We start from the raw sequence: 22475 nt of genomic DNA on the forward strand, positions 1-22475 counted from the left end.
GGGCTACCGGCTGGTATCCGTATCATCCTGAGAGGGTGCGGAGAGTGTGGGTGTTGCATCCGTTTCGACTGGATCGATCGGGTCGACCGCTGCGTCGGGCATTTTCTCCGGGGCCAGCAGTGCGCCGATGACGTTTGAGATCGCGTCTCGGGAGATGACCCCGGAGCGCACGATGTGCAGCAGGCCGCCATTAGTATCAAAGCCGGTCGCGTCGACGATGGTCGAGGAGCCCTCACCGGCCAGTCCGAAGGCGCTTTCATACGTGTTGCCGGCTGTGCCGCCGTCGAGATAGACCTCAACGCTCTCGCCGAGGGCGGCTTCGGCGGAAAGCGCGTCGAGGGCGGCGGGCGCGCCGCTGAGGTTTGCGCTGGACACCGCGAGCGGGCCAGTTGCGGCGAGCAGGTCGAGCGCAACCTGATTGCTCGGCATGCGCAGGGCGACGGTACCGCGGGTTTCGCCAAGATCCCAGACCAGTGACGGCTGGGCATTGACGATGACGGTCAATCCGCCCGGCCAGAACGCCGCGATCAGGTCGCGTACCGGCTGCGGTACGTCGACGGCGAGGGCATCGAGGGTACTGACGGCGGGAATCAGCACGGGAGGCGGCGATTGGCGCCCGCGCCCCTTTGCGTCTAGAAGCAGCTGCACGGCTTCGGCATTGAACGCGTCGGCGGCAACCCCGTAGACGGTGTCGGTGGGGATGACGACGAGGGCCCCGCGGCCGATCGCCGAGCGCGCCAGCGCGATGGCCGCCTGGTATTTCGATTGGCTCGTGTCGGATTCGCCCGTGTCCGAGTCGCTCGTGCAGTCGTAGATACGTGTCATTTCCGGCAATTCTAACCCCGCGCGGTTGTGAGAAGCGGATGCCACGGCTGCTGCCACACATAAGCGTCGATCAGAGGTGCAGAGTCAATCAGGGGTGCACCGCCGTGGTCGCCCGGTCGCGACTCGTGTAATCGCGGTGGGTGGCCGGGGTGCGCCAGCCGTCCGCGGCCAGCAGAGCCCGAATGGCCGCTCCCTGCAGCTCGCCGTGCTCGATCACGAGCACACCGCCCGCTCGCAGCAGGCGCAAGCCGGTCGCCGACACGCTTCGCACCACGTCGAGGCCGTCCGGGCCACCGAACAGGGCGTGGGCCGGATCGAACAGGCGTACCTCTGGGTCGCGGGGAATTGCATTCGCTGGAATGTATGGGGGGTTGGAAATGACGACGGCGACCGTGCCATTGAGTTCGACGAAGGCGTCGGCGAGATCGCCGAAGGCGAGGGTGGCATTGGGGGCAGCGACCTCGGCGAAGTTGCGCGAGGTCCACGGGTACGCTTCCGCCGAGTTCTCGACGGCGAAAATGCGGGCGTGCGGCACCTCGGTGGCCAGAGCCAGGGCGATGGCGCCACTGCCGGTGCCGAGGTCGACGCCGATCGGCTCAGCGTCGGGCATCGAGCGCAGCGCGTCGATGGCGAACTGGGCGACCTGCTCGGTTTCGGGGCGAGGCACGAAGACGCCCGGTCCAACGTTGAGGGCCAACGTCCGAAAGGGGGCGCGCCCCGTTATGTGCTGCAGGGGTTCGCGGGCGCTGCGGCGGACCAGCAGGAGGTCAATGTCGGCGGCATCCGCTTTGCTGACGGGTTTGGCCATGATGCTGGCGGCCTGCACTTCGCCGCGGCTTTGACCGAGCACATGGCCGATCAGCAGGTCGGCGTCGACTTCCGGGTCGGTGATTCCGGCAGCACTGAGGCGGGCAATCGCCTGGTTTCGCAGGGACGTGATGGTGGAGGGCAGAGCGGAATCTGAAGAAGGCACGTAGTGAAATGTAACGCACCCGGCCATTGACGGCCGTGGGCCATAGGGTGGAGACGGCCCTACCCATCGAATTTAATTGAATTTCACCGAACGAAAGTTGCTCTCGTGCCCAAGATCTATTCCGACATCACCGAAGCCGTTGGTGGGACCCCCCTCGTCAAGCTGAACCGTTTGACCGAAGGCCTCGGTGCCACCGTGCTCGCAAAGCTCGAGTTCTACAACCCCTCCAGCAGCGTGAAGGACCGCATCGGCGTCGCTATGATCAACGCGGCCGAGCAGGATGGCTCGCTCAAGCCCGGCGGAACCATCGTCGAAGCGACCAGCGGCAACACAGGCATCGCCCTCGCCATGGTCGGCGCCGCCCGCGGTTACGCGGTCATTCTGGCCATGCCCGAAACAATGAGCAAGGAACGCCGCGTCATGATGCGGGCGTACGGCGCCGAGATCGTACTGACGGCTGGTGCCGATGGCATGCGCGGAGCTGTCGAGAAGGCCGCCGAAATCGTTGCGAACACTCCGGGTGCCGTGCTGGCCAGTCAGTTCACCAACTCGGCCAACCCGGCCATCCACCGCGCGACGACCGGCGTGGAGATCTGGAACGACACCGAGGGCACCGTCGATATTCTCGTGGCAGGCATCGGCACCGGCGGCACACTCTCCGGCGCGGGCGGCTATCTCAAGGAGCAGAAGCCAGGCCTCAAGGTCGTCGGCGTTGAGCCAATCGACTCCCCCATTCTCACCGGCGGCAAGCCCGGCCCGCACAAGATTCAGGGCCTCGGCGCGAACTTCGTGCCGGAAACCCTGGACCGCCAGGTCTACGACTCGATCACCGATGTGACCCTGGCCGACTCTCTCGCCACGGCACGCAAGCTCGGCACCGATGAGGGCATCCTCGGCGGCATCTCCGGCGGTGCGGCCGTCTGGGCCGCACTGGAGCAGGCGAAACTGCCCGAGAACGCGGGCAAGACCATCGTCGTCATCGTTCCCGGCTTCGGCGAACGTTACATCTCGACCGTGCTGTACGAAGACCTGCTCGACTAGGCTGCCTGCCTCTCAATGAATCCCCCAGAGTCAGTGAGCGTTTTCGGACGCATCCGCGAAGACATTGTGACAGCGCGCACCCACGACCCAGCCGCGCGAAGCAACACCGAGGTGTTCCTTGCCTACAGTGGGCTGCACGCGGTCTGGTCGTATCGGATCGCGAACTGTCTGTGGCGGCGAGGATTATACCTACCCGCTCGCCTGCTGTCTCAGGTGACCCGGTTTCTGACCGGAATTGAGATTCATCCGGGGGCGACCATCGGGCGCCGCCTGTTCATCGACCACGGCATGGGCGTTGTGATCGGCGAAACGGCTGTGCTGGGCAATGACGTGATGCTGTACCACGCGGTGACGCTGGGCGGCAAAAGCCGGCACGGGCATTCACGCGGCGTGCGGCGGCATCCGTTTCTCGACGATGGAGTAACCGTGGGAGCTGGCGCCAAGGTCCTCGGCCCGATCACCATCGGGGCCTGGAGCACAATCGGCTCGAACGCGGTCGTGACCAAAGATGCCCCGCCGCGGTCACTGCTGGTCGGCATTCCCGCGACGGTTCGCCCGCAAACTCCAGCGACCGTCGAGTCGGCCCGCGGCGGCACGCTCGAGCCCGAGTACTACCTCTAGTACTGCGACCGGGCCCGCTTTCCGAGCCCGGTCGGTTGAGGCGGGTGCTACTCGGGGTCGCCGAGCTCGGCCAGGCGAGTTTCCTCGTCGGCGTGGATGCAGGAATCGATCACGGGGCCGAGGGCTCCGTTCATGACGGCGTCGAGGTTGTAGGCCTTGTAGCCGGTGCGGTGATCGGCGATGCGGTTCTCGGGAAAGTTGTACGTGCGAATGCGCTCGGAGCGATCCATGGTACGAATCTGTCCCTTGCGCACGAGCGAGGCCGCCGCGTCGATTTCTTCCTGCTGACGCGCCAGAACCCGGGCCCGCAGCACGCGCATCCCGGCTTCCTTGTTCTGCAGCTGCGACTTCTCGTTCTGCATCGCCACCACGATTCCGGTCGGAAGGTGAGTGATGCGCACGGCGGAGTCGGTGGTGTTGACCGACTGGCCACCGGGCCCGCTCGAGCGATACACGTCGATCTTGAGGTCGTTCGGGTGCAATTCGACCTCTTCGGGCTCGTCGACCTCGGGGAACACGAGCACACCGGCCGCTGAGGTGTGAATGCGTCCCTGCGACTCGGTCGCCGGCACGCGCTGTACGCGATGCACGCCGCCCTCGTACTTTAGGTGCGCCCACACACCCTCGGCGGGGTCGCTTGAGTTGCCCTTGATGGCGAGCTGAATGTCTTTGATGCCGCCGAGGTCGCTCGAAGTCTGCTCGATGATCTCGGTTTTCCAGCGATTCGACTCGGCGTAGTGCAGGTACATGCGCAGCAGATCGGCGGCGAACAGTGCCGATTCGGCACCGCCCTCCCCCATCTTGATCTCCATGATCACGTCGCGGGCGTCGAGTTCGTCGCGAGGAATCAGCAGGCGCCGCAACTTTTCGGCCGTGACCTCCAGCTGCTCGGCCAGATCAGGAATCTCGTCGGCGAAGGCAGCATCTTCGTCGGCGAGTTCACGAGCGGCTTCGAGGTTGTCATCAACCGCTTTCCACTCGTGGTACGCCGCGATGATGCGACTTAACTCGGCATAGCGCCGGTTTACCTTCTTCGAACGGGCCGGATTCGAGTGCAGTTCCGGATCCGCCAACTGCGACTGCAGGTCGTCGTGCTCTGCCAGCAGCGTAAGGACGGATTCGAACATTACTTGTCCTTGTCTGACCCGTTCAGGGTCGGCATCGACTTCTGAACCTGCATGAGGAATTCCACGTTCGACGAGGTCTCCTTGAGACGACCGAGGATGAGTTCGAGCGCCTGCTGCTGCTCGAGCCCAGCAAGGGCGCGACGCAGCTTCCAGGTGACCTTCACTTCATCCGCGCTCATCAGCATTTCTTCGCGGCGGGTGCCCGATGCGTTTACGTCGACGGCAGGGAAGATGCGCTTGTCGGCCAACTGGCGGGACAGGCGCAGTTCCATGTTGCCGGTGCCCTTGAACTCCTCAAAGATGACCTCGTCCATCTTGGAGCCCGTCTCCACGAGCGCGGAGGCGAGAATAGTGAGCGAGCCACCGTTCTCAATGTTGCGGGCCGCGCCGAAGAAACGCTTCGGCGGATACAGAGCGGATGCGTCGACGCCGCCCGAGAGGATGCGACCGGAGGCCGGCGCCACCAGGTTGTAGGCGCGGCCCAGACGGGTGATCGAGTCGAGTAACACGACAACGTCATGGCCGAGCTCGACCAGACGCTTGGCACGCTCAATGGCGAGCTCGGCGACCGTGGTGTGGTCTTCGGCCGGACGGTCGAAGGTGGAGGCGATGACCTCACCTTTCACCGTGCGCTGCATGTCGGTGACCTCTTCGGGACGTTCATCAACTAGAACGACCATGAGGTGAACCTCGGGGTTGTTGGTGGCAACGGCGTTCGCGATCTGCTGCATGACGATGGTCTTGCCGGCCTTGGGCGGTGCAACGATCAGGCCACGCTGGCCCTTGCCGATCGGAGCGACGAGGTCGATGATGCGCTGGGTAAGCTTGCCCGGCTCGGTTTCGAGGCGCAGGCGCTCCGTCGGGTACAGCGGCGTGAGCTTGTGGAAGTCGACGCGGGACGCGGCTTCTTCAACGGTCTGGCCGTTGATCGAGTCGACCTTGACGATGGCGTTGTACTTCTGGCGGCCGGACTGGTCGCCCTCGTGCGGCTGGCGAATGGAGCCGACGACGGCATCGCCCTTACGCAGGTTGTACTTCTTGACCTGGCCGAGCGAGACGTAGACGTCGCTCGCACCGGGCAGGTAGCCGGAGGTGCGAACGAACGCGTAGTTGTCGAGCACGTCAAGGATTCCGGCGACAGGAATGAGCACGTCGTCGTCGTTGACCTCCGGTTCGAAGTCATCGCCCTGGTTCGGGCCGCGACGCTTGCGGTCACGATAGCGGTTGCGGTTGCCGCGGCTATTCATGTCGTCGTCGAGACGGTCGGGACCCTGGTTACGATCCTGACCCTGGTTGCGGTCCTGGCCCTGGTTGCGGTCCTGGTTGCGGTCCTGGTTACGGTCCTGGTTACGGTCGGCCTGCGCCTGCGCGCGCTCCTGATTGCGTTCCTGGTTGCGCTCATTGCGCGCCTGACGCTGGCTCTGCGCGCGGGTCATACCCTCGTCGTTTNTGCGCTCATTGCGCGCCTGACGCTGGCTCTGCGCGCGGGTCATACCCTCGTCGTTTGAGCCGTTTTGGTTGCGGTCGTTCTGGTTGTTCTGATCAACTTGGTTGCGGTCGGTGCCCTGCACCCGGTCGCCACCACGGCTGCGGCTGCGGCTGCGGCCCTGACGCGGCGCGTTCGACTCGTTGGAGTCGTCGGTCGACTCGTTTGATTCGTCTGCTGCTTCGACCTGTGAGTCCGCTGTATCGCCGGGCGCCTCGACCGGCGCGGCGGCGTCGGTGCCGGCGTCGGCCGCGGGAACGTTCCGCTGCGACGACGCCCGACGGGACGGACGACGGGCTGCCGGTGCCGTCTCGGCCGGTGCATTCTCGGCCTCGACGCTGTCGGTGGCTTCGCTTTCGATCTGGGCGCTGTCGGCGGATTTGATGACAACGGACGCCGCACCGCCCTGGTGAACCGGTGCAACCTGCACGCGCTTGCGTGCCTGGCGAACTGGCTTGTCGGTGACCGGTTCCGTGTTCTCGCCGGTGTTTTCAGAAACGGATGCCGAAGCATCCGTTATCGGCGCGCTCGTGGCAGCCGCCGCGCCGCGGGCGTTGCGTGCAATACGAGAACCGGCGGCGGGAGCGTCGGGCAGGATGATGCCGAAACCGGTGCTGGCGTCGGCATTGACGTGGGACTTGGCGGGAGCCGCGGTGCTGGTGCTGGCACGACGTGGTGGACGCTTGCGCGGAGCGGTCTCGATGGCCTCAGCGAGGCTCTCGATCGATGCGGACTCGGCCGGCGCCGTCTCAACTACGGGAGCAACGTCGAGGGAAGCAACGGTCAGGGCCGGAGCAGGGTTGCTGACCTGTGCGGTGCTGGTCTGCAAGGTGTCGGCCTGTTCGGTGCTGGATCGAGCCGTTTCGATTGCTTCCACGAGTTCTCCTTTACGAAGTTTGGAAGCGCCGGGGATTTTCAGTTCGAGGGCCAGAGCCTGAAGCTCGGACACGCGAAGGGTACTCAGACGGGGAAGATCCGAGCCAGTGGCACGGAGGTTGACATCAGTCACGAAGGGGGTTCCTTTCCCCTGCCGAACAAAAATTCAGGCCAGGAGATGTATGCAGCGACGAGTGCGCTGCGGGTGATCCAATCCGACAAATGGAGGGGATTGGTGTAAACACACACAGCTACGCACGAAATCGCAATAGCAGTGAGGTACAGGGAATGCATCGGAGAAGATTTCGCCATGGGCGGTTTCTATCGGGTGCGAGTCAATCATAGCACTCCACCGACGGTCGAATCGACAGGCGGGCCGACGCGCACGAGGAACGTCAACCCGATCAGACGCGCGTTACGCGGCGCTCTCAGCCGTGCTCACAGTAGCGAGCGAATGCACGGTGGCTCCCTGCACGTCAACGGCGAGCATGAGCGCCCGCCACGGGGTGTCTGACTGGCTCGCTACGAGTTCGGCTGCGACCAGACGCTGGCCCGGGTCGCTCGCCAGCACCAGAATGGAGGGCCCGGCACCGGACACGACTGCCGCGAAGCCGGCTTCGCGCAGCAGGGTGATGAGCTTGTTCGTCTCCGGCATGGCGGCGGCGCGGTAGCTCTGGTGCAGCTTGTCCTCGGTCGCGGCCAGCAGCAGTTCCGGGCTCTGAATCAGCGCGGCAATCAGCAGCGCTGAGCGAGACAGGTTGAAAACGGCGTCCTCGTGCGGTACGGAAGCGGGTTGCAGGCTGCGCGCGAGCGCGGTGGACATCTCCTGCTCCGGAACGAACACGAGCGGTTTGACGCCGCGGTGTACCACGAGCTTTTTGTGACGCGGGCCTTCAGGGGTGGTCCAGGCGATGGTCAAGCCGCCAAACAGAGCGGGGGCGACATTGTCCGGGTGCCCTTCCATCTCGGTGGCGAGTACGAGCAGCATTTCGGCGTCGATGTCGACCACGCCCTCGAGCAGTCCCTTGGCCGCCATAATGCCCGACACGATGGCCGCACCGGAGGAGCCGAGGCCGCGCCCGTGCGGAATGACGTTATGCGCGACGACGTTGAGCCCGGGCATGGGCTGACCCACTGCCTCGAAGGTGTGAATGATCGCACGCACGACGAGATTACTCTCGTCGGTGGGTACCTCACCGGCACCCACTCCGTGCACCTCGACGAAGACGCCGGGTTCGCTGCGCACGGTGACTTCGAGCTGGTCGTACTTGGCCAGCGCGAGGCCGAGCGTGTCGAAACCTGGGCCGAGGTTGGCCGTGGTGGCCGGAACCTGCACCGAAACGGCGCGCCCGATCAGCGAGACAGGACTGGTCATGCCTTGCCCAGGCCGAGCACGCTGGCGATTTCGGCGGTGTCGACCGGAACGATGGTGGGCACGACGTCGGAACCGTCGGCGGTGCGCAGCGCCCAGTTCGGGTCCTTCAGACCGTGGCCGGTGACGGTGATCACGACGGTCGAGCCCTTGGGAATGAATCCGGCCTCGGCGCGCTCGAGCAGACCAGCCACTCCAATAGCGGATGCCGGTTCCACGAAAATCCCAACCTCGGCCGAGAGAATGCGGTGCGCTTCAAGAATTTTCGTATCTGTGATGGCACCGAAATAGCCATCGCTCTGCTCACGCGCGTTCAGCGCAAGGTCCCACGATGCCGGGTTGCCGATGCGGATAGCGCTTGCGATGGTGTCGGGGTTCTCGACCCGGTGGCCGAGCACGATCGGGGCGCTGCCGGAGGCCTGGAAACCGAACATGCGCGGCAGTTTCGTGGTGGCGCCACGGGCGACCTCTTCGCTGTAACCGCGAAAATAGGCGGTGTAGTTGCCGGCGTTACCGACCGGAACGAACTGAAAGTCCGGGGCGTCGCCGAGCACCTCGACGACCTCGAAGGCGGCGGTCTTCTGGCCTTCGATGCGGTCAGGGTTGACCGAGTTGACCAGGTGCACCGGGTAGTTGGTGGCGAGGTCACGGGCGATGTCGAGGCAGTCGTCGAAGTTGCCCTGCACCTGCAGCAGCTGCGCGTTGTGGGCGACGGCCTGGCTGAGCTTGCCCATGGCGATCTTGCCCTCGGGCACGAGCACGGCGGCGGTGATGCCGGCGTGAGTCGCGTAGGCGGCGGCGGAAGCACTCGTGTTTCCGGTCGAGGCGCAGATGACGGCCTTGGCGCCGTCTTCCATGGCCTTGGAGATGGCCATCGTCATGCCGCGGTCCTTGAACGAACCGGTCGGGTTCATGCCCTCGAACTTGATCCACACCTTGGCGCCGGTGCGCGCGGAGAGCGCAGCGGCCGGAATGAGCGGCGTGCCGCCCTCACCGAGGGTGATGATCGGAGTCTTCTCGGAGATATTCAGTCGATCGGAGTATTCGTTCAGCACCCCGCGCCACTGGCTGCTAATGATCGCGCCGGGCTTGGTCAGGTTGGTACTGGTCTCGCTTGGGCTAAACATCAGACTCCTTCAACTCTCAAAACGGATGCGACTTCGGTAACAACACTGTTGGTGGCCAGGTCTCGCACGGTGGCGGCGAGTGCGGCCTCCGTTGCGTCATGGGTCCCGATCACTAGGGTAGCCGTGGCCGAACGGGCTGCACGACTCTTCGTTGCCATCACGGCCGGCGTCATGGACTGTTCCACGAGCGCGAGCGACACGTTGCGTTGGCCGAAGACGCTCGCGATGGTCGCGAGCACACCGGGTTCGTCGGTGACCTCGAGAGTCACTGCGTACCGGGTGGTGACCCGGCCGATATCAAAGATGGGCAGTTCGGCGTAGGTCGAGGCGGCGACGCCTGGCCCACCGGCGACGTGACGACGCGCAATAGAAACAACGTCGCCGAGCACAGCGGAGGCCGTCTCCACTCCCCCGGCTCCGGCGCCGTAGAACATGAGACTGCCAGCGGATTCCGCCTCGACGAAGACTGCATTGTTGGCGCCGTGTACCGCGGCCAGCGGATGGCTGCGCGGCACCATTGCCGGGTAGACCCGCGCCGACACACCGTCGACACCATTCTCATCGATGACCCGCTCACAAATGGCGAGCAGCTTCACGACGTAGCCTGCCTTGCGGGCCGATTCGATCTGCGCCGGTGTGACTGATTCAATGCCCTCGCGATAAACGGATGCCAGCGGCACCGTCGTATGAAACGCCAGACTCGCCAGAATGGCCGCCTTCTGCGCCGCGTCGTATCCGCCTATGTCTGCGGTCGGATCAGCCTCGGCGTAACCCAGCGCGGTCGCCTCGGCCAGCGCGTCTTTGAGACTGGACCCGTCGATATCCATCCGGTCGAGAATGAAGTTCGTGGTGCCGTTGACGATGCCGAGAATGCGCTTGACCTGGTCGCCAGCGAGGCTTTCGCGCAGCGGGCGCACGATGGGGATGGCCCCGGCAACCGCGGCCTCGTAGTTGATTTGGGCACCGACCTGATCGGCGGCCGCAAACAACTCGGGTCCGGCTTGGGCGAGGAGCGCCTTGTTGGCGGTGACAACATCCGCTCCACTATTGATCGCCAGCAGAATGTGGCTGCGAGCCGGCTCGATGCCGCCCATCAGCTCGATCACGATGTCGGCGCCGAGAATTAGCTCTTCGGCGTTGGTCGTGAACAGTTCGCGGGGCAGGTCGACCGTGCGCTCCGCGTTCACGTCGCGCACCGCGATGCCGACCAGTTCGAGGGTGGCGCCGACGCGGTTGGCCAGTTCAGGGCCCTGTTCCAGCAAGAGGCGGGCCACCTGGGCGCCCACGTTGCCACCGCCGAGGAGCGCGACGCGCAGATTGCGGTATTCGATCTTCAAGATTCTCCTCCATTGAAGGGCTGCTGTGCCCCGGCATCCCGCGCGAGCAGGTCGGCAATCGTTTCGCCGCGCACGAGCACGCGCGCGGAACCATTCAATACGGCAACGACGGGCGCGCGGCCCTGGTAGTTGTAGTTATTGGACAGCGCCCAGCAGTACGCTCCGGTAGCCGGCACGGCGAGCAGGTCGCCGGGGGTCACATCACTCGGCAGATAGTCGGCGTCGACGACGATGTCGCCGCTCTCGCAGTGCTTGCCGGCGATGCGAACGAGCGCGGGCTCGGCGGTCGACGTGCGATCGGCGAGGCGCACCGCATAATCGGCGCCGTACAGGGCCGGGCGAACGTTGTCGCTCATGCCGCCATCGACGCTGACGTAGAGGCGCTGCATGCCCGACACATCGACGGCTTTGGTGGTGCCGACACGGTAGAGACTCACGCCGGCCCGACCGATGATGACGCGGCCCGGTTCGAACGCGACGACCGGCAGCGGAATGTTCAGTCGGGCGCACTCGGTGGCGACGATGTCGGCCAGGGCCAGGGCGAGCTCGCGAATCGGCGTGGGTTCGTCGGCGCTCGTGTAGGCGATGCCGAAGCCACCGCCGAGGTTGAGTTCGGGGACCGGGCCGCCGGCGAGCAGGACGGCGTGCAGGTCGAGCAACCGGGCGGCCGACTCGGCGAATCCGTCTGCACCAAAGATCTGAGAGCCGATGTGGCAGTGCAGACCAACGAAGTTGAGCGCGGGCTCGGCCCGAATCAGCGCGACCAGCCTCGGCGCGTCGGTGAGCACGATGCCGAACTTCTGGTCTTCGTGCGAGGTTGCCAGAAATTCGTGGGTATGGGCGTGCACTCCGCTGTTCACACGCAGGCGCACGTTCTGCGCGCGTCCGTGGCGCGCGGCGGCTTCGGCGACGCGACCGATTTCAACCTCGCTGTCGATGACGATCGTGCCGACGCCCACCCGCGTGGCCTGGTCGAGTTCGGCGAGTGATTTGTTGTTGCCGTGAAAGCCGAGCCTTGCCGGGTCGGCACCGCCCGCCAGCGCGACGGCGAGTTCTCCGCCGCTGCAGACGTCGATGTTCAGGCCGGCGTCGCTGACCCAGCGCACGACCTCGGTCGAGAGAAAAGCCTTGCCGGCGTAGTACACCTTGACGCTCGTGCCGATACGGGCGAACTCGGCCTGGAACACGGTGAGCAGCTCGGCGGCGCGAGCGCGGGCATCCGCTTCATCGATGACATACAGAGGAGTGCCGAATTCGGCGGCGAGGGCCGCTGCGGTGACACCGCCGATGGACAATTCTCCGCCAGGGCTGCGGGTCGCTGAAGTCGGCCAGAGCCCAGGTGCGAGCGCGTTGGCGTCGGCGGGGACGCACAGCCAGTCGGGGGCCAGGGGGTTGGGCAAGCCTTCTAAGGAGCGTGTCGTCACGGGAAGTACCTCACGAGAGTCGAAAGGGAATCTCAGCGAGCGAACCCGGATTGGTCCCTGAAGCCGGAAAATTGGTCAGCCCACAGGGAGCGGGCGTGCCTGACGCGTATTCTACCGCCGCGGGTGGCGACGTTCGAATTAACTGGAGCAGCTGCCAAGGGTGGTCAGCGACTGCACTGTGAGCCGTAAAGTGCTCGACTCCAGCGTAACCCGTGCCCGCTCTGGTGAAATGTCGACATCGCTCAGCTCGACTCCCTCGGGCAGATAACTGGCCACGCAAACTCCAATCGGGGCCTGTTGCAAGATGAGATTGACCAGCGGTGTGGCGTCGATGTCGCCGACACCACTCGTGACGGTCGCTGCGGTGGGGGTGAAATTCAGGGTATCGCCGGTGGCGCTGGCCGTGGCCGTCGCACTGTATCCGACGTTGAACTCGAACAATTTCACCGACGCGGTTAAGGCAACGTCATCGTCCCCGAGAGCCAGTACGGCGTCGGCCGGAGCGCTGCCGGAGGCTCGAACGAGCTGATTGAGGGCGGGCTCATCGAGGTCAAGGGTCGCGCTGAGCGAGCCAATCGCCTTGGCCGTATTGGTCGACACATCGCGGGCAATGACATGAACGGATGCCGGCACACCGTCGACGGTCAGCTTCGGCGCGGTCAGTTCCACTTGGTCGAAATTACCCCCAATGAACTGTGCGATCACCGAAGTGCCGCCGATACTGACGGTGACGTCGCCGGTCACGGAGGCGGGCATCCGCTTGCTGATTTCGGTTTCGGCGCGGTCCTGGGCAAAGGCACGCAGTCCGCTGTCGACTAGGAAGAACGCGACCACCAGCAGCCCGACCAGCACACCGACAATGATGAGCGGAACAAGACCGCGGCGTTTGCGCTTGATCACGATTTCATTCACCACGGTCACATGCGCTCCGGAGCGGTGACGCCGAGCAGGCTGAGTCCGTTACGGATCACCTGGCCGGTTGCGTCGTTGAGCCACAGGCGGGTGCGGTGCAGGTCGGTGACGGGTTCCTCGCCGAGCGGGATCACGCGGCAGTTGTCGTACCAACGGTGATAGTAGCCGGCGACCTCTTCGATGTAACGGGCAACGCGGTGGGGCTCCCGCAGTTCGGCGGCCTGCGCGACGACACGTGGAAACTCCTGCAATACCCCGAGCAGTGCCGATTCGCTATCGTGCACGAGCAACTCGGGCGAGAAGACCGAGCGTTCGACGCCGCTCGCTAGCGCGTTGCGGGCGACCGAGCAGGTGCGGGCGTGGGCATACTGCACGTAGAAGACGGGGTTGTCATTGGTGCGTTTGCCGAGCAGGTCGAGGTCGATATCGAGCTGCGAGTCACTGTTCGAGCGCACCAGCGCGTAGCGGCCAGCGTCAACACCGACGGCGTCGACGAGGTCGTCGAGGGTGACGATGGTGCCGGCACGCTTACTCATGCGCACCGGTTCGCCGTCTTTGAGCAGGTTGACCATCTGGCCAATCAAAATCTGCAGGTTCACGCCGGGCTCGTCGCCGAAGGCCGAGACCATCGCCATCATGCGGCCGACGTAGCCGTGGTGGTCGGCACCGAGCATGATCAGGCACTGGTCGAATCCGCGCTCACGCTTGTCGAGGTAGTAACCCAAGTCACCCGAAATGTAGGCTGGTTCACCATTTGAGCGGATGATCACCCGGTCACGATCGTCGCCGAAGGTAGTCGTGCGCAGCCAGATGGCGCCTTCCGCTTCGAAGATGTGGCCCTGTTCGCGCAGGCGTTCAATGGCACGGTTGACGGCGCCGGACTCGTGCAACGAGTCTTCGTGAAAGTACACGTCGAAATCGACGCCGAAACCGTGCAGCTTGTCTTTGATCTCGGTGAACATAAGGTCGACACCGATCGAGCGGAACACCTCTTGCTGCTCATCGCGGGGAAGGACGGCAACGTCGCCGTCGAACTTGGCGAGCACGTTCACGGCAATATCGCCAATGTACGCTCCGCCGTAGCCGTCCTCCGGGGTGGACTCGCCGAGGTAGCTCGCGAGTACGCTGCGGGCGAAGCGGTCGATCTGCGAACCGTGGTCGTTGAAGTAGTACTCGCGGGTGACGTCGGCGCCCTCGGCCTGCAGCACGCGGGCGAGGCTGTCGCCAACCGCAGCCCAACGCACGCCGCCCATGTGGATTGGGCCGGTGGGGTTGGCCGAGACGAATTCGAGGTTGATTTTGAGGCCGTCGTAAAGGTGACCGGTTCCGTAAGCGTCGCCCAGGTTGACGATGGTCTGCGCGAGTGCGCCCGCGGCCGCAGCTTCGAGGCGAATGTTAATGAAGCCCGGACCGGCGATTTCAACGGATGCGACATCCGCCAGCTGTTCGAGACCGGCGGCCAGCTCTGCGGCGATTTCACGCGGGTTGGCACCGAGCGGTTTGGCGATTTTCAACGCGATGCTCGAGGCCCAGTCACCGTGGTTGCGATTGCGCGGACGTTCGACGGCGACGTCGGCGAGGGTGAGTCCAAGGTCGACCCTTACCGTGTCAGCCTCGCTTCGGCGTTCGCTGACGTCCTGGATGAGATCGAAAAGGGACTGGGAGAGTTCGGCAGGAGTCACTGAACAATCGTACCGGCCCCTCCTGTTGGTAAGGTCAACGGGTGACTGATACCCGCGTCTACCCCTCATTTTCCCCCACTGCTCCCCGCTCCGCGCGGCGACGAGCCGACCTGGTACTCGCCGGTAGCGCTCTGTTCGCGCTCGTTCTAAGCGGCTGCGCGAGTGGTGGCGAGCCGACGCCAACGGATTCCGCGGCGGCGACGAGCACAGCATCCGCTGACCCAACGACGAGCGCTAAGCCGTCGTCGTCTCCGACACCGACACCGGAAGCGACCGGTTCTTCGATCACGCAGATCTGTGGCGACCTGCTCACCCTGCAGAACGTCTATGATTTCAACCCGAATTACGGCTCCGCCCCGAATTATTCACCAACCGCTGACGGTCTGGCCGAGACCGCCACGGCCTACAACGGGCTGACCTGCGGCTGGTCGAACCAGACCAGCGGCGAACTCATCGAGGTCTCGGTCGTGGCGCCCAACGATGTGTTGATGACCACGCTCAAGCAGCAGGCGGATGCCGAGAGCCAGGCCGTGCCGACCTACGGAACCCCGCCAACCGTTGACGGCTTCTTTACTTACTCCGGCGGCGTGGGCGAGGCGCAGGTGTTCACCGGAACCTACTGGATCACCCTGAGCACCCCGGCGTTCGGTGAGCCCGGAGACGCCGAGAGTCTCCTCTCGGTGATTCTCGCGCACCTCGGGTAGCGGATGCTGGTGACTCGGACCCGATGGGTCATCGCAACCGGCCCGTGATGCTAACCTTGAATCACCCTGGCCCCCATAGCTCAGGGGATAGAGCACTGCCCTCCGGAGGCAGGGGCGGCAGTTCGAATCTGCCTGGGGGCACACCCGCCAGATCCGCGTAATCACGCAGATCTAAGCCATTTCAGTCGTAATTGCAGATGTCGGCAATTAGTCGCTTGCCCACATTCATTTTAATAAAAACCTGATTCAGCGCTGCTGCGACGCTGTTTAAGTCCGCGTCAAAAAGGCTGTAGGCCTCCCGGCTTCGACAAGGAGTCCCACAAGCGCCGCGACGTGATCGAGCGATGCTTCGAGACGTTCGAACAATGGCGCGGCGTCGCGACCCGGTACGCCAAGCTCGCCGTAACCTACCGCGGCGGAGTCATCCTCCGGGCGATCACGATCTGGTTGAAGCCGTTAGGAGACACGCCCCAGGGTGTGCCCCGCTTGCTAAATATGGGACGGTCCGGGTTACCAGCGGCGGGCTGAGGCGGCGGAGATGATCGTGAGCAGCGCGTCACGCATCGCATCCGCGTTCTCGAGCTCGGGAAAGAGGTCGGCCTCGAGCGTGCGTGACTTCTCCCAGACAACGGTGCCGGCATCCGTTCTGACCACGGAGTGTCGCCGGGCGTCGTGCTTGTCCCGGGTACGCACGACGTAGCCCTGGCGCTCGAGTCGTTCGAGGGTGCGGGACATAGTCTGCGTCTGCACGCGGGCGGCATGCGCGAGTTCGGTCTGACTGAGCGGCCCCGAGCAGAGCAGGTGCAGTGCCACCATGCCGGCGTGGGTCAGTCCCAGCTGGTCCAGCGCCTCCACCCAGGCGTGTTCGACCAGCCGCGCGGCGGTCGAGAGCAGGCGTCCGGTCGGCCAGCAGGCCATGGACTCCTGCAATTTCGCCGGTCTCGGCTCCTGCTCCGCTGGGGGTTCCGGATCAGGTGTAGTCATGCCCCTAATCTAGTGCTAACGTCAACTAATCAGCTAGCTGATTACTAGGAGACTGAGATGAAACAGAGCAACGATCGTCTGCGCCAGACAGTGGTGCTGGTCAGTGCGATCCTGGCCATCGTGGGATCGTTCATCGGTTCGGGCGCCGCCGGCGGAACCCCGATCCAGAACGCGTCGGGCGGGGCCCTGGCCGCCGATGCAACCCTGATCGCCCCCGCCGGCCCAGCATTCGGCATCTGGACCCCGATCTACCTCGGCCTCATCGCCTACGCCATCTGGCAGTTCCTGCCGGCGCAGACAACGGATGCCCGGCAGCGCACCCTCGGCTACCCGGTCGCCGCGTCGCTGGCCCTGAACGCGGCCTGGATTCTCAGCATCCAGTTCGACCTGCTCGCACTCAGTGTCCCCGTGATCGTGCTGCTTCTGGCCGTGCTTATCCGGGCGCTCCAGCTCACCCTCGCCTCGCGGCCGAGAAATTTGGTCGAGACGATCGTCGCCGACGGTACGATCGGCCTGTACTTGGGCTGGGTCAGCATTGCCACCGCGGCGAACGTGACGGCCGTGCTCGTCGCCGCCGGCTTCGGCGGCTTCGGCATCAGCGCGGACGTTTGGGCAGTCGGGGTGATCGCGGTGGCCGGTCTGGTCGGCGTGTTGATCGCGCTCTCCGGGCGTGGCCGGCTCGCCCCCTCCGCATCTCTCTGCTGGGGACTCGCCTGGATCGCCGTCGCCCGCCTCACAGGCACCCTCCTCTCCACCCCGACCGCGATCGCGGCCCTCGTCGCGGTGGTTACTATTCTCACCGTCACTGTCACCATTCGCATCCGAAGCTCCTCCCCCACGTCAATGCGAGGGCTGGTACCCGCATGACCAGCACCGCCCTCTCGGCCCGCCGCCGCTGGGCCGGCCTCGTCTTCATCAGCGTCGCGGTTGCCCTGATCATCGTCGACTCCACGATCATCAACGTCGCCATCCCCTCGATCGTGGCCGACCTGGGCATCACGTCGACACAGGTGCAGTGGGTGCAGGAGAGCTACACGCTCGTCTTCGCCGCGCTCCTGCTCGTGTTCGGCACGCTCGCCGACCGTTTCGGGCGCCGCCGCATCTTGGTGCTCGGCGTGATCGTTTTCACCACGGCATCCGTTTTCGCCGCGTTCTCCCAATCGGGCGACCTGCTGATCCTGGCCCGGCTGATCCAGGGCGTCGGCGGCGCGATGGTACTCCCTACCACCCTGTCGATCATCAACGCCACCTTCCGTGGCCGGGACCGCGGCATCGCGTTCGCGATCTGGGGCTCGACCATCGGTGGCATGGTGGCCGTCGGCCCGCTGCTCGGCGGCTGGCTCACCACCTACTTCTCCTGGCGCTGGGCGTTCGGCATCAACGTGCCCCTCGGCATCGTCATCATCATCGGCGTGCTGGTCTTCGTGCTCGATTCCCGGGATGCCGGGGAGCCTCGCCGCGTCGACGTGGTCGGTGCCATCCTCTCCGTCATCACCAGCGCCTCGCTCGTCTTCGGGTTGATCGAGGGTCGCACCTACGGCTGGTGGCTCACCAACAACGCCCCGACGTTCGGCGACTGGACCTGGCCGTACTCATGGTCGGTTATCCCCCTCGTCTTCCTGCTCACCATCGTTTCCGGGATCGCCTTCGTCGCCTGGGGACGCTACCGGCAGAGGGCCGGCAAGACCACCCTGCTCGCCTTCTCTCTGTTCGCGATCCCGTCGTTTCGCAACGGCAACATCGCCGCCATGATCGTGTCGCTCGGCGAATTCGGCATCATCCTCTCGCTGCCGCTCTGGTTGCAGAACGTGCTCGGCTATGACGCCCTGCAGACAGGTTTCGTGCTGCTCGCCCTCGCGGTGGGATCGTTCGTGGCCAGCGGACTGTCGGGCGCGTTCGGTAACAAGACCTCGCCGGAGACGATCGTGCGCATGGGCATCGTCGCCGAGATCATCGGTGTCACCGGGCTCGGCATCGTCATCACTGCGGAAGCCACCTGGCTGGTAGTCGTGCCGTTCTTGTTCGTCTACGGGATCGGCGTCGGCCTGGCCACCGCGCAGCTGACCGGCGTGGTGCTCAAGGACGTCCCCGTAGCGCAGAGCGGCCAGGGCTCCGGCACCTCCAGCACCGCCCGGCAGATCGGGTCCGCACTCGGAATCGCGGTGCTCGGCACTGTGCTGTTCACCGCGGTCGGCGCATCGCTCGACGCGAAGTTGTCCTCCGTGCCGGGCCTGCCGACACAGACCCAGATGCAAATCGTCGACGCGGTCGTGAACAGTGCTGGTTCCGCGATCCCGGTTCTCGAGACGCAGAGTCCGGCTGTGGCGGATGCCGCGCGGGAGGCCTTCAGCGACGGTACCCGATACTCGGCCTTCGCCGCAGCCGGGTTCCTCGTGCTCGGCTTCCTTGCTACGCTGCGGCTCTCCGGAACGGCGCCGCACCACGAGCAGCGCGAAGAGGAAGCGGTCGGCGAGAGCGTCACCGCGGTCCGGACGTCGGGAGAGCCGGTCTAAGCCTGAATCCACCGATCGGCCTTGAGGTTTTGACGGCGCGTTAAACCGAGAATATCGTTCTGATCAGCTAAAATAGTTGTTATCTAGACAAACTATTCAGCGCTCAGGGAGACATCTCGTAGATGTAACTTTCTCACACTCACCGGTCCTTATCTACGTTCTTCGACGACCCCAACCTCGTGTCGTCAGCCGGACTGGTCCCCACGATGGCACTGGCTGCAAAAACGGGCCTCGGCTCCCTGATCGATGAGTGGGTGAAACTGCCCGGTTACTTCGGTGCGAATGCCGGCCTGAAAGCACTGGCACTGGTCGCAGGAATGCTCACCGGCGCCGACTCCATCGGTGATATGGCCGTGCTCCGGCACGGTGCTCTCCGGAAATTGTTCACCGGAACCTATGCGCCCTCGACCCTGGGATCGTTCCTGCGCGCCTTCACTTTCGGCCATGTCCGCCAGCTCGACGCCGCCGCGTCCCGGTGGCTGCGGAACCTCGCCGCCGTCACGCTGATCGTGACCGGTATCGACGACCTCGCCCTAGTCGATATCGACGACACCATCAGGGAGGTGCGCGGCTACAAGAAGCAAGGCGCCGGTTTTGGTTACTCCGGTGTCCGCGGCCTCAACGCCCTGCTCACCATCGTCAGCACCGGATCAGCCGCTCCGATCATCGTCAGTTCCCGGCTACGGAAAGGCCCCACAAACTCCGCCCGCGGCGCAAAGAAATTCGTCGCCGACACCCTCGCGACCGTGAAACGACTGCGCAGCCCAACCGCGAAAGGAATGCTGCTCCTACGAGCGGACAGCGCTTACTACGTCAGCGCCGTCATCAAAGCAGCCCTCCGCGCCGGCGCGATGGTTTCGATCACGGCACGCCTGAATTCGCTGGTGAAAGCGGGTATCAGCTCCATCCCCAATACAGCGTGGACCCCGATCAAATACACCAACGCGATCTTCGACGACGCCACCGGGCGGTGAATCTTGCGACGCGGAAGTCGCCGAGATTCCCTTCACCGCGTTCGGCTCCACGAAGAAGAGCGAACAAATCCCTGGACGCCTCGTCGTGCGTCGTATCCCGGAACTGAACAAGACCGTCGAGGCCGGTCAAGGCACCCTTTTCGACCTGTTCCGCCTTCACGCATTCTTCACCACCAGCACACTCAACACCGTTGACGCCGACAAAACCCACCGTCACCACGCGGTCATCGAAAATTTGAACGCTGACATGAAAGCGTCGGCGATGGCGCACTTCTCGGCCGGGGTATTCACGGCCAACGCGGCCTGGCTCGTCCTGGCCTGCATTACGTTCAACCTCACCCGCGCCGCCGGCACACTGGCCAGCGGCGCCCTCGGAAAAGCCGTCACCGCGACCGTTCGCCGCAAACTCATCAACGTCGCCGCCAGAATATCCACGTCGGCACGACGCGTCACGATACACCTACCCGAAAACTGGCCCTGGTAAGAAGGCTGGACGGCGCTGTTCATCAGCGTTTGCAGCCCGCCCGGCGGCGCCGCCCCCTAACCATCCAGCCCAACCGGGCGCAACCAGAAACCCCAGTGGAACACCCAGGCATCGAGGCCCACAGCTTGACCGCACCCAAAACCCCGAAAGAGGATCGAGCCCAAATCAAGAATTCTTCAGAAGCCGACCGGTGGATTCAGGCTTAGAACAATCCGTTTGCTGCAGCGAGGGGATCCCAGTGAGCGTCCGTGTGAATCTCTAGCTCGGCGGCGGCGGCCGCCGCCGCAGCCTCTGGCCTGAAGAGATGCGCAACGAGTGCGGCGGTCATGTCAATTCCTGCCGCAACTCCTGAAGACGTCCATCGGCTGCGGTCCTCTACCCACGGTGCTTGAGCGACCCATTCGACGGACAATCCATGCGACGTCGCCCATCCGTACGCGCGTTTATTGGTCGTCGCTCGAAACCCATCGAGCAGCCCGGCCGCGGCGAGCCCCGCAGCACCGGTGCACACCGAGGTCACCAGTCGTGCGTCGCTCGCCCACGCTGCTAGCCACTCGAGGAATCCTGCGTCGTTGACGAGCGAGCGAGTACCTCGTCGTCCAGGAACGAGAACAATGTCGGGAAGTTTCGCGTCACGGTAGCCAACGGTCGCCACGACCTCGGCACCCTGGCTGCTCCTCACAAGCCCTGGAGCGGGGCCGACCAATTCGACAGAGAACGCCTGCGGCAGCATTCTAGGTAGGCCTACCGGGCCAAAGACGTCGAGTAGCTCGAACCCGTGGAAAAGGACAATCGAGACGCGCCGGCGAGACTCGTCCATGCCACCTAAACCGCTCGAGCGGTTGGCCGAATCTGGGTTAGTCACGCGGTAGAACGCCACCCGGTCGCTCGCGATAGCTTCCGCAGATTCAGCACTGCGGTGAGCACTGCGGTGAGCACTGCGGTCAGCACTGCGGTCAGTGCGATGAGGACGAGAACCCCCCCGCCCGCCAAGGTCTGCATGGACGAAGATTGTGCGATTAAAAACGCGCCAAACCCCATGGCGGGGACCGCGATGGCGTTAAGTGACCACCACGCGAGCGATTCTTTTCTCTTCCCCATAAGTGCAGTATCCCCGACGGCAGCACTCTCGGCTTGACGAGTACCTCCCGCTCACCGGAATCAGGGAGTAGCGCGTCCCTCAAGACCAACCGTCAACGCGAACCCGCCAATTACCCTATGGCTCCCCTAGAATCGAGGCGTCATGATGTTCACGCGCCGTATTCTCGCCGCCCTGCTCGTCGCGGTTCCGACCGTGGCCGTCGGAATCGTGGTGATGCAATGGACCCCCTTGCCGAACCCTCTGAACGTGCAGTGGTCCGGTACCGAGGTCTCGAACACGCAACCGTTGTGGATGTTCTTCCTGCCTATCGCGGCTTTAACGCTCGGTGGCTTCGCCCTGGCCATCGCCGCAGTCGTCGATCGCGACCATGAGGAGCCCTTTCAAGGAACGCTCTACATCGCGGCGGTACTGACTTCAGGCAGCGCCGGGGCGTGCTGGGCGCTCCTCGCGATGAACCTTGGCTATGCCGCACCGACCGGCCCGGCCTTCCTCGGCGCGCTGGCGCTTGCGCCGGTGTACGCCCTGCTCCCGTTGGCCGCCGTCGGCATCCACGCACGGCACCGATCAAGCATCGACCAAGACATAGTGGAGGACCTCACATAGACCGTCACTCCTTTAATGCACGGGTCCCACGACTTCGACCGTAAGACGGACGCCCACCAGGGCACCTAAACACGCGATCGCCGGCTTTGGGTCCGTTCCGATAAGGGAACCCCTTACGGGACGCTCAGAGTCGGGACGCTCAGAGTCGGGGCGCTCAGTGAGTTCAGGATGCAATAGTGAGGGTGATGGGATCGACCTCGGCAGGTCCACCACATCGTTCAGTGCCACCCCGGAACTTGTCAAGGCGGATGAGACCAGTGGGAGTTTAGGCGGCTAGTTCGAGGCGGTCATTCTTGGTGGGTTTGTCG

At 64.5% G+C, this 22475-nt stretch carries 20 protein-coding genes, 1 tRNA gene and 1 pseudogene; 9 read left to right on the forward strand and 13 right to left on the reverse strand.

The annotated features are described in order from the left end of the window. Positions 1 to 3: 3 nt before the first annotated feature. On the reverse strand, positions 4 to 825 hold the full coding sequence (locus CXY71_RS20355; protein ID WP_104139954.1) for an L-threonylcarbamoyladenylate synthase: 822 nt from the start codon (positions 823 to 825) through the stop codon (positions 4 to 6). A gap of 88 nt (positions 826 to 913) precedes the next feature. Next, on the reverse strand, positions 914 to 1777 hold the full coding sequence (gene prmC / locus CXY71_RS20360; protein ID WP_233204737.1) for a peptide chain release factor N(5)-glutamine methyltransferase: 864 nt from the start codon (positions 1775 to 1777) through the stop codon (positions 914 to 916). A gap of 126 nt (positions 1778 to 1903) precedes the next feature. On the opposite strand from prmC, the gene cysK reads away from it, so the two are divergent. Both cysK and epsC read left to right on the forward strand, forming a co-directional pair. Beyond that, complete coding sequence (gene cysK / locus CXY71_RS20365; RefSeq protein WP_104139960.1) at positions 1904 to 2839, forward strand: cysteine synthase A; 936 nt, start codon at positions 1904 to 1906, stop codon at positions 2837 to 2839. 33 nt (positions 2840 to 2872) lie between these two features. Beyond that, complete coding sequence (gene epsC, locus CXY71_RS20370) at positions 2873 to 3460, forward strand: serine O-acetyltransferase EpsC (RefSeq protein ID WP_104139963.1); 588 nt, start codon at positions 2873 to 2875, stop codon at positions 3458 to 3460. A 47-nt stretch (positions 3461 to 3507) separates the two neighbouring features. Here the strand turns inward: epsC and prfA are convergent, their stop codons facing one another. The 8 genes from prfA to argS form a co-directional block, all read right to left on the reverse strand. Then, complete coding sequence (gene prfA / locus CXY71_RS20375) at positions 3508 to 4587, reverse strand: peptide chain release factor 1 (protein ID WP_104139966.1); 1080 nt, start codon at positions 4585 to 4587, stop codon at positions 3508 to 3510. Continuing rightward, complete coding sequence (gene rho, locus CXY71_RS20380) at positions 4587 to 7082, reverse strand: transcription termination factor Rho (protein WP_104139969.1); 2496 nt, start codon at positions 7080 to 7082, stop codon at positions 4587 to 4589. Before rho ends, prfA begins: the two co-directional genes overlap by 1 nt. Positions 7083 to 7364: 282 nt before the next feature. After that, positions 7365 to 8324, reverse strand: a complete 960-nt coding sequence (thrB, locus tag CXY71_RS20385; protein ID WP_104139972.1) for a homoserine kinase — start codon at positions 8322 to 8324, stop codon at positions 7365 to 7367. Next, on the reverse strand, positions 8321 to 9397 hold the full coding sequence (thrC, locus tag CXY71_RS20390) for a threonine synthase (protein WP_104140065.1): 1077 nt from the start codon (positions 9395 to 9397) through the stop codon (positions 8321 to 8323). The genes thrB and thrC overlap by 4 nt, the downstream gene beginning before the upstream one ends. Before the next feature lie 50 nt (positions 9398 to 9447). Beyond that, positions 9448 to 10785 carry a homoserine dehydrogenase gene (locus tag CXY71_RS20395; RefSeq protein WP_233204733.1) on the reverse strand — a complete coding sequence of 446 codons (1338 nt, stop codon included), beginning with the start codon at positions 10783 to 10785 and terminating at the stop codon, positions 9448 to 9450. Then, positions 10782 to 12209: a diaminopimelate decarboxylase gene (gene lysA / locus CXY71_RS20400; RefSeq protein ID WP_233204734.1), complete on the reverse strand. Its 1428-nt coding sequence runs from the start codon at positions 12207 to 12209 to the stop codon at positions 10782 to 10784. The genes CXY71_RS20395 and lysA overlap by 4 nt, the downstream gene beginning before the upstream one ends. A gap of 138 nt (positions 12210 to 12347) precedes the next feature. Then, the gene (locus CXY71_RS20405) at positions 12348 to 13130 is read right to left on the reverse strand and encodes a DUF2993 domain-containing protein (RefSeq protein WP_104139978.1); all 783 of its coding nucleotides are present in this window, start codon (positions 13128 to 13130) and stop codon (positions 12348 to 12350) included. After that, positions 13127 to 14803, reverse strand: a complete 1677-nt coding sequence (argS, locus tag CXY71_RS20410) for an arginine--tRNA ligase (protein ID WP_104139981.1) — start codon at positions 14801 to 14803, stop codon at positions 13127 to 13129. Before argS ends, CXY71_RS20405 begins: the two co-directional genes overlap by 4 nt. Before the next feature lie 41 nt (positions 14804 to 14844). Here argS and CXY71_RS20415 point away from each other — a divergent pair, with 41 nt between their 5' ends. The 3 genes from CXY71_RS20415 (at position 14845) to CXY71_RS22755 (ending at position 16035) form a co-directional block, all read left to right on the forward strand. Next, positions 14845 to 15507 (forward strand): iron ABC transporter ATP-binding protein, encoded by a 663-nt coding sequence (locus tag CXY71_RS20415; protein WP_104139984.1) that lies wholly within the window; start codon positions 14845 to 14847, stop codon positions 15505 to 15507. 69 nt (positions 15508 to 15576) lie between these two features. After that, positions 15577 to 15648: transfer RNA gene (locus CXY71_RS20420), tRNA-Arg, on the forward strand. Between the two features lie 114 nt (positions 15649 to 15762). After that, a complete protein-coding gene (locus CXY71_RS22755) occupies positions 15763 to 16035 on the forward strand; it encodes a transposase (RefSeq protein WP_368665910.1) in 273 nt (90 codons plus the stop codon). Here the strand turns inward: CXY71_RS22755 and CXY71_RS20430 are convergent. After that, the gene (locus CXY71_RS20430) at positions 16018 to 16491 is read right to left on the reverse strand and encodes a MarR family winged helix-turn-helix transcriptional regulator (protein ID WP_233198195.1); all 474 of its coding nucleotides are present in this window, start codon (positions 16489 to 16491) and stop codon (positions 16018 to 16020) included. The two genes, CXY71_RS22755 and CXY71_RS20430, sit on opposite strands and share 18 nt — an antisense overlap. 57 nt (positions 16492 to 16548) lie before the next feature. Between CXY71_RS20430 and CXY71_RS20435 the strand changes: the two genes are divergently transcribed. From CXY71_RS20435 to CXY71_RS20445, 3 genes and pseudogenes are all read left to right on the forward strand, one after another. Next, a complete protein-coding gene (locus CXY71_RS20435; RefSeq protein ID WP_104139993.1) occupies positions 16549 to 17358 on the forward strand; it encodes a tryptophan-rich sensory protein in 810 nt (269 codons plus the stop codon). After that, the gene (locus tag CXY71_RS20440; RefSeq protein WP_104139996.1) at positions 17355 to 19004 is read left to right on the forward strand and encodes an MFS transporter; all 1650 of its coding nucleotides are present in this window, start codon (positions 17355 to 17357) and stop codon (positions 19002 to 19004) included. Before CXY71_RS20435 ends, CXY71_RS20440 begins: the two co-directional genes overlap by 4 nt. 179 nt (positions 19005 to 19183) lie before the next feature. Next, a pseudogene (locus CXY71_RS20445) lies at positions 19184 to 20462 on the forward strand (IS1380 family transposase). Positions 20463 to 20664: 202 nt separating this feature from the next. Here the strand turns inward: CXY71_RS20445 and CXY71_RS20450 are convergent. Then, positions 20665 to 21282 (reverse strand): DJ-1/PfpI family protein, encoded by a 618-nt coding sequence (locus CXY71_RS20450; protein WP_104139999.1) that lies wholly within the window; start codon positions 21280 to 21282, stop codon positions 20665 to 20667. A 41-nt stretch (positions 21283 to 21323) separates the two neighbouring features. After that, positions 21324 to 21464, reverse strand: coding sequence for a hypothetical protein (locus tag CXY71_RS21325; protein WP_158253171.1), 141 nt, complete (start codon positions 21462 to 21464; stop codon positions 21324 to 21326). A gap of 241 nt (positions 21465 to 21705) precedes the next feature. On the opposite strand from CXY71_RS21325, the gene CXY71_RS20455 reads away from it, so the two are divergent. Continuing rightward, positions 21706 to 22167 carry a hypothetical protein gene (locus CXY71_RS20455; RefSeq protein WP_104140002.1) on the forward strand — a complete coding sequence of 154 codons (462 nt, stop codon included), beginning with the start codon at positions 21706 to 21708 and terminating at the stop codon, positions 22165 to 22167. The last annotated feature ends 308 nt before the right edge of the window (positions 22168 to 22475 follow it).

This window comes from Cryobacterium sp. Y62, assembly GCF_002929785.1.
Classification (GTDB): domain Bacteria; phylum Actinomycetota; class Actinomycetes; order Actinomycetales; family Microbacteriaceae; genus Cryobacterium.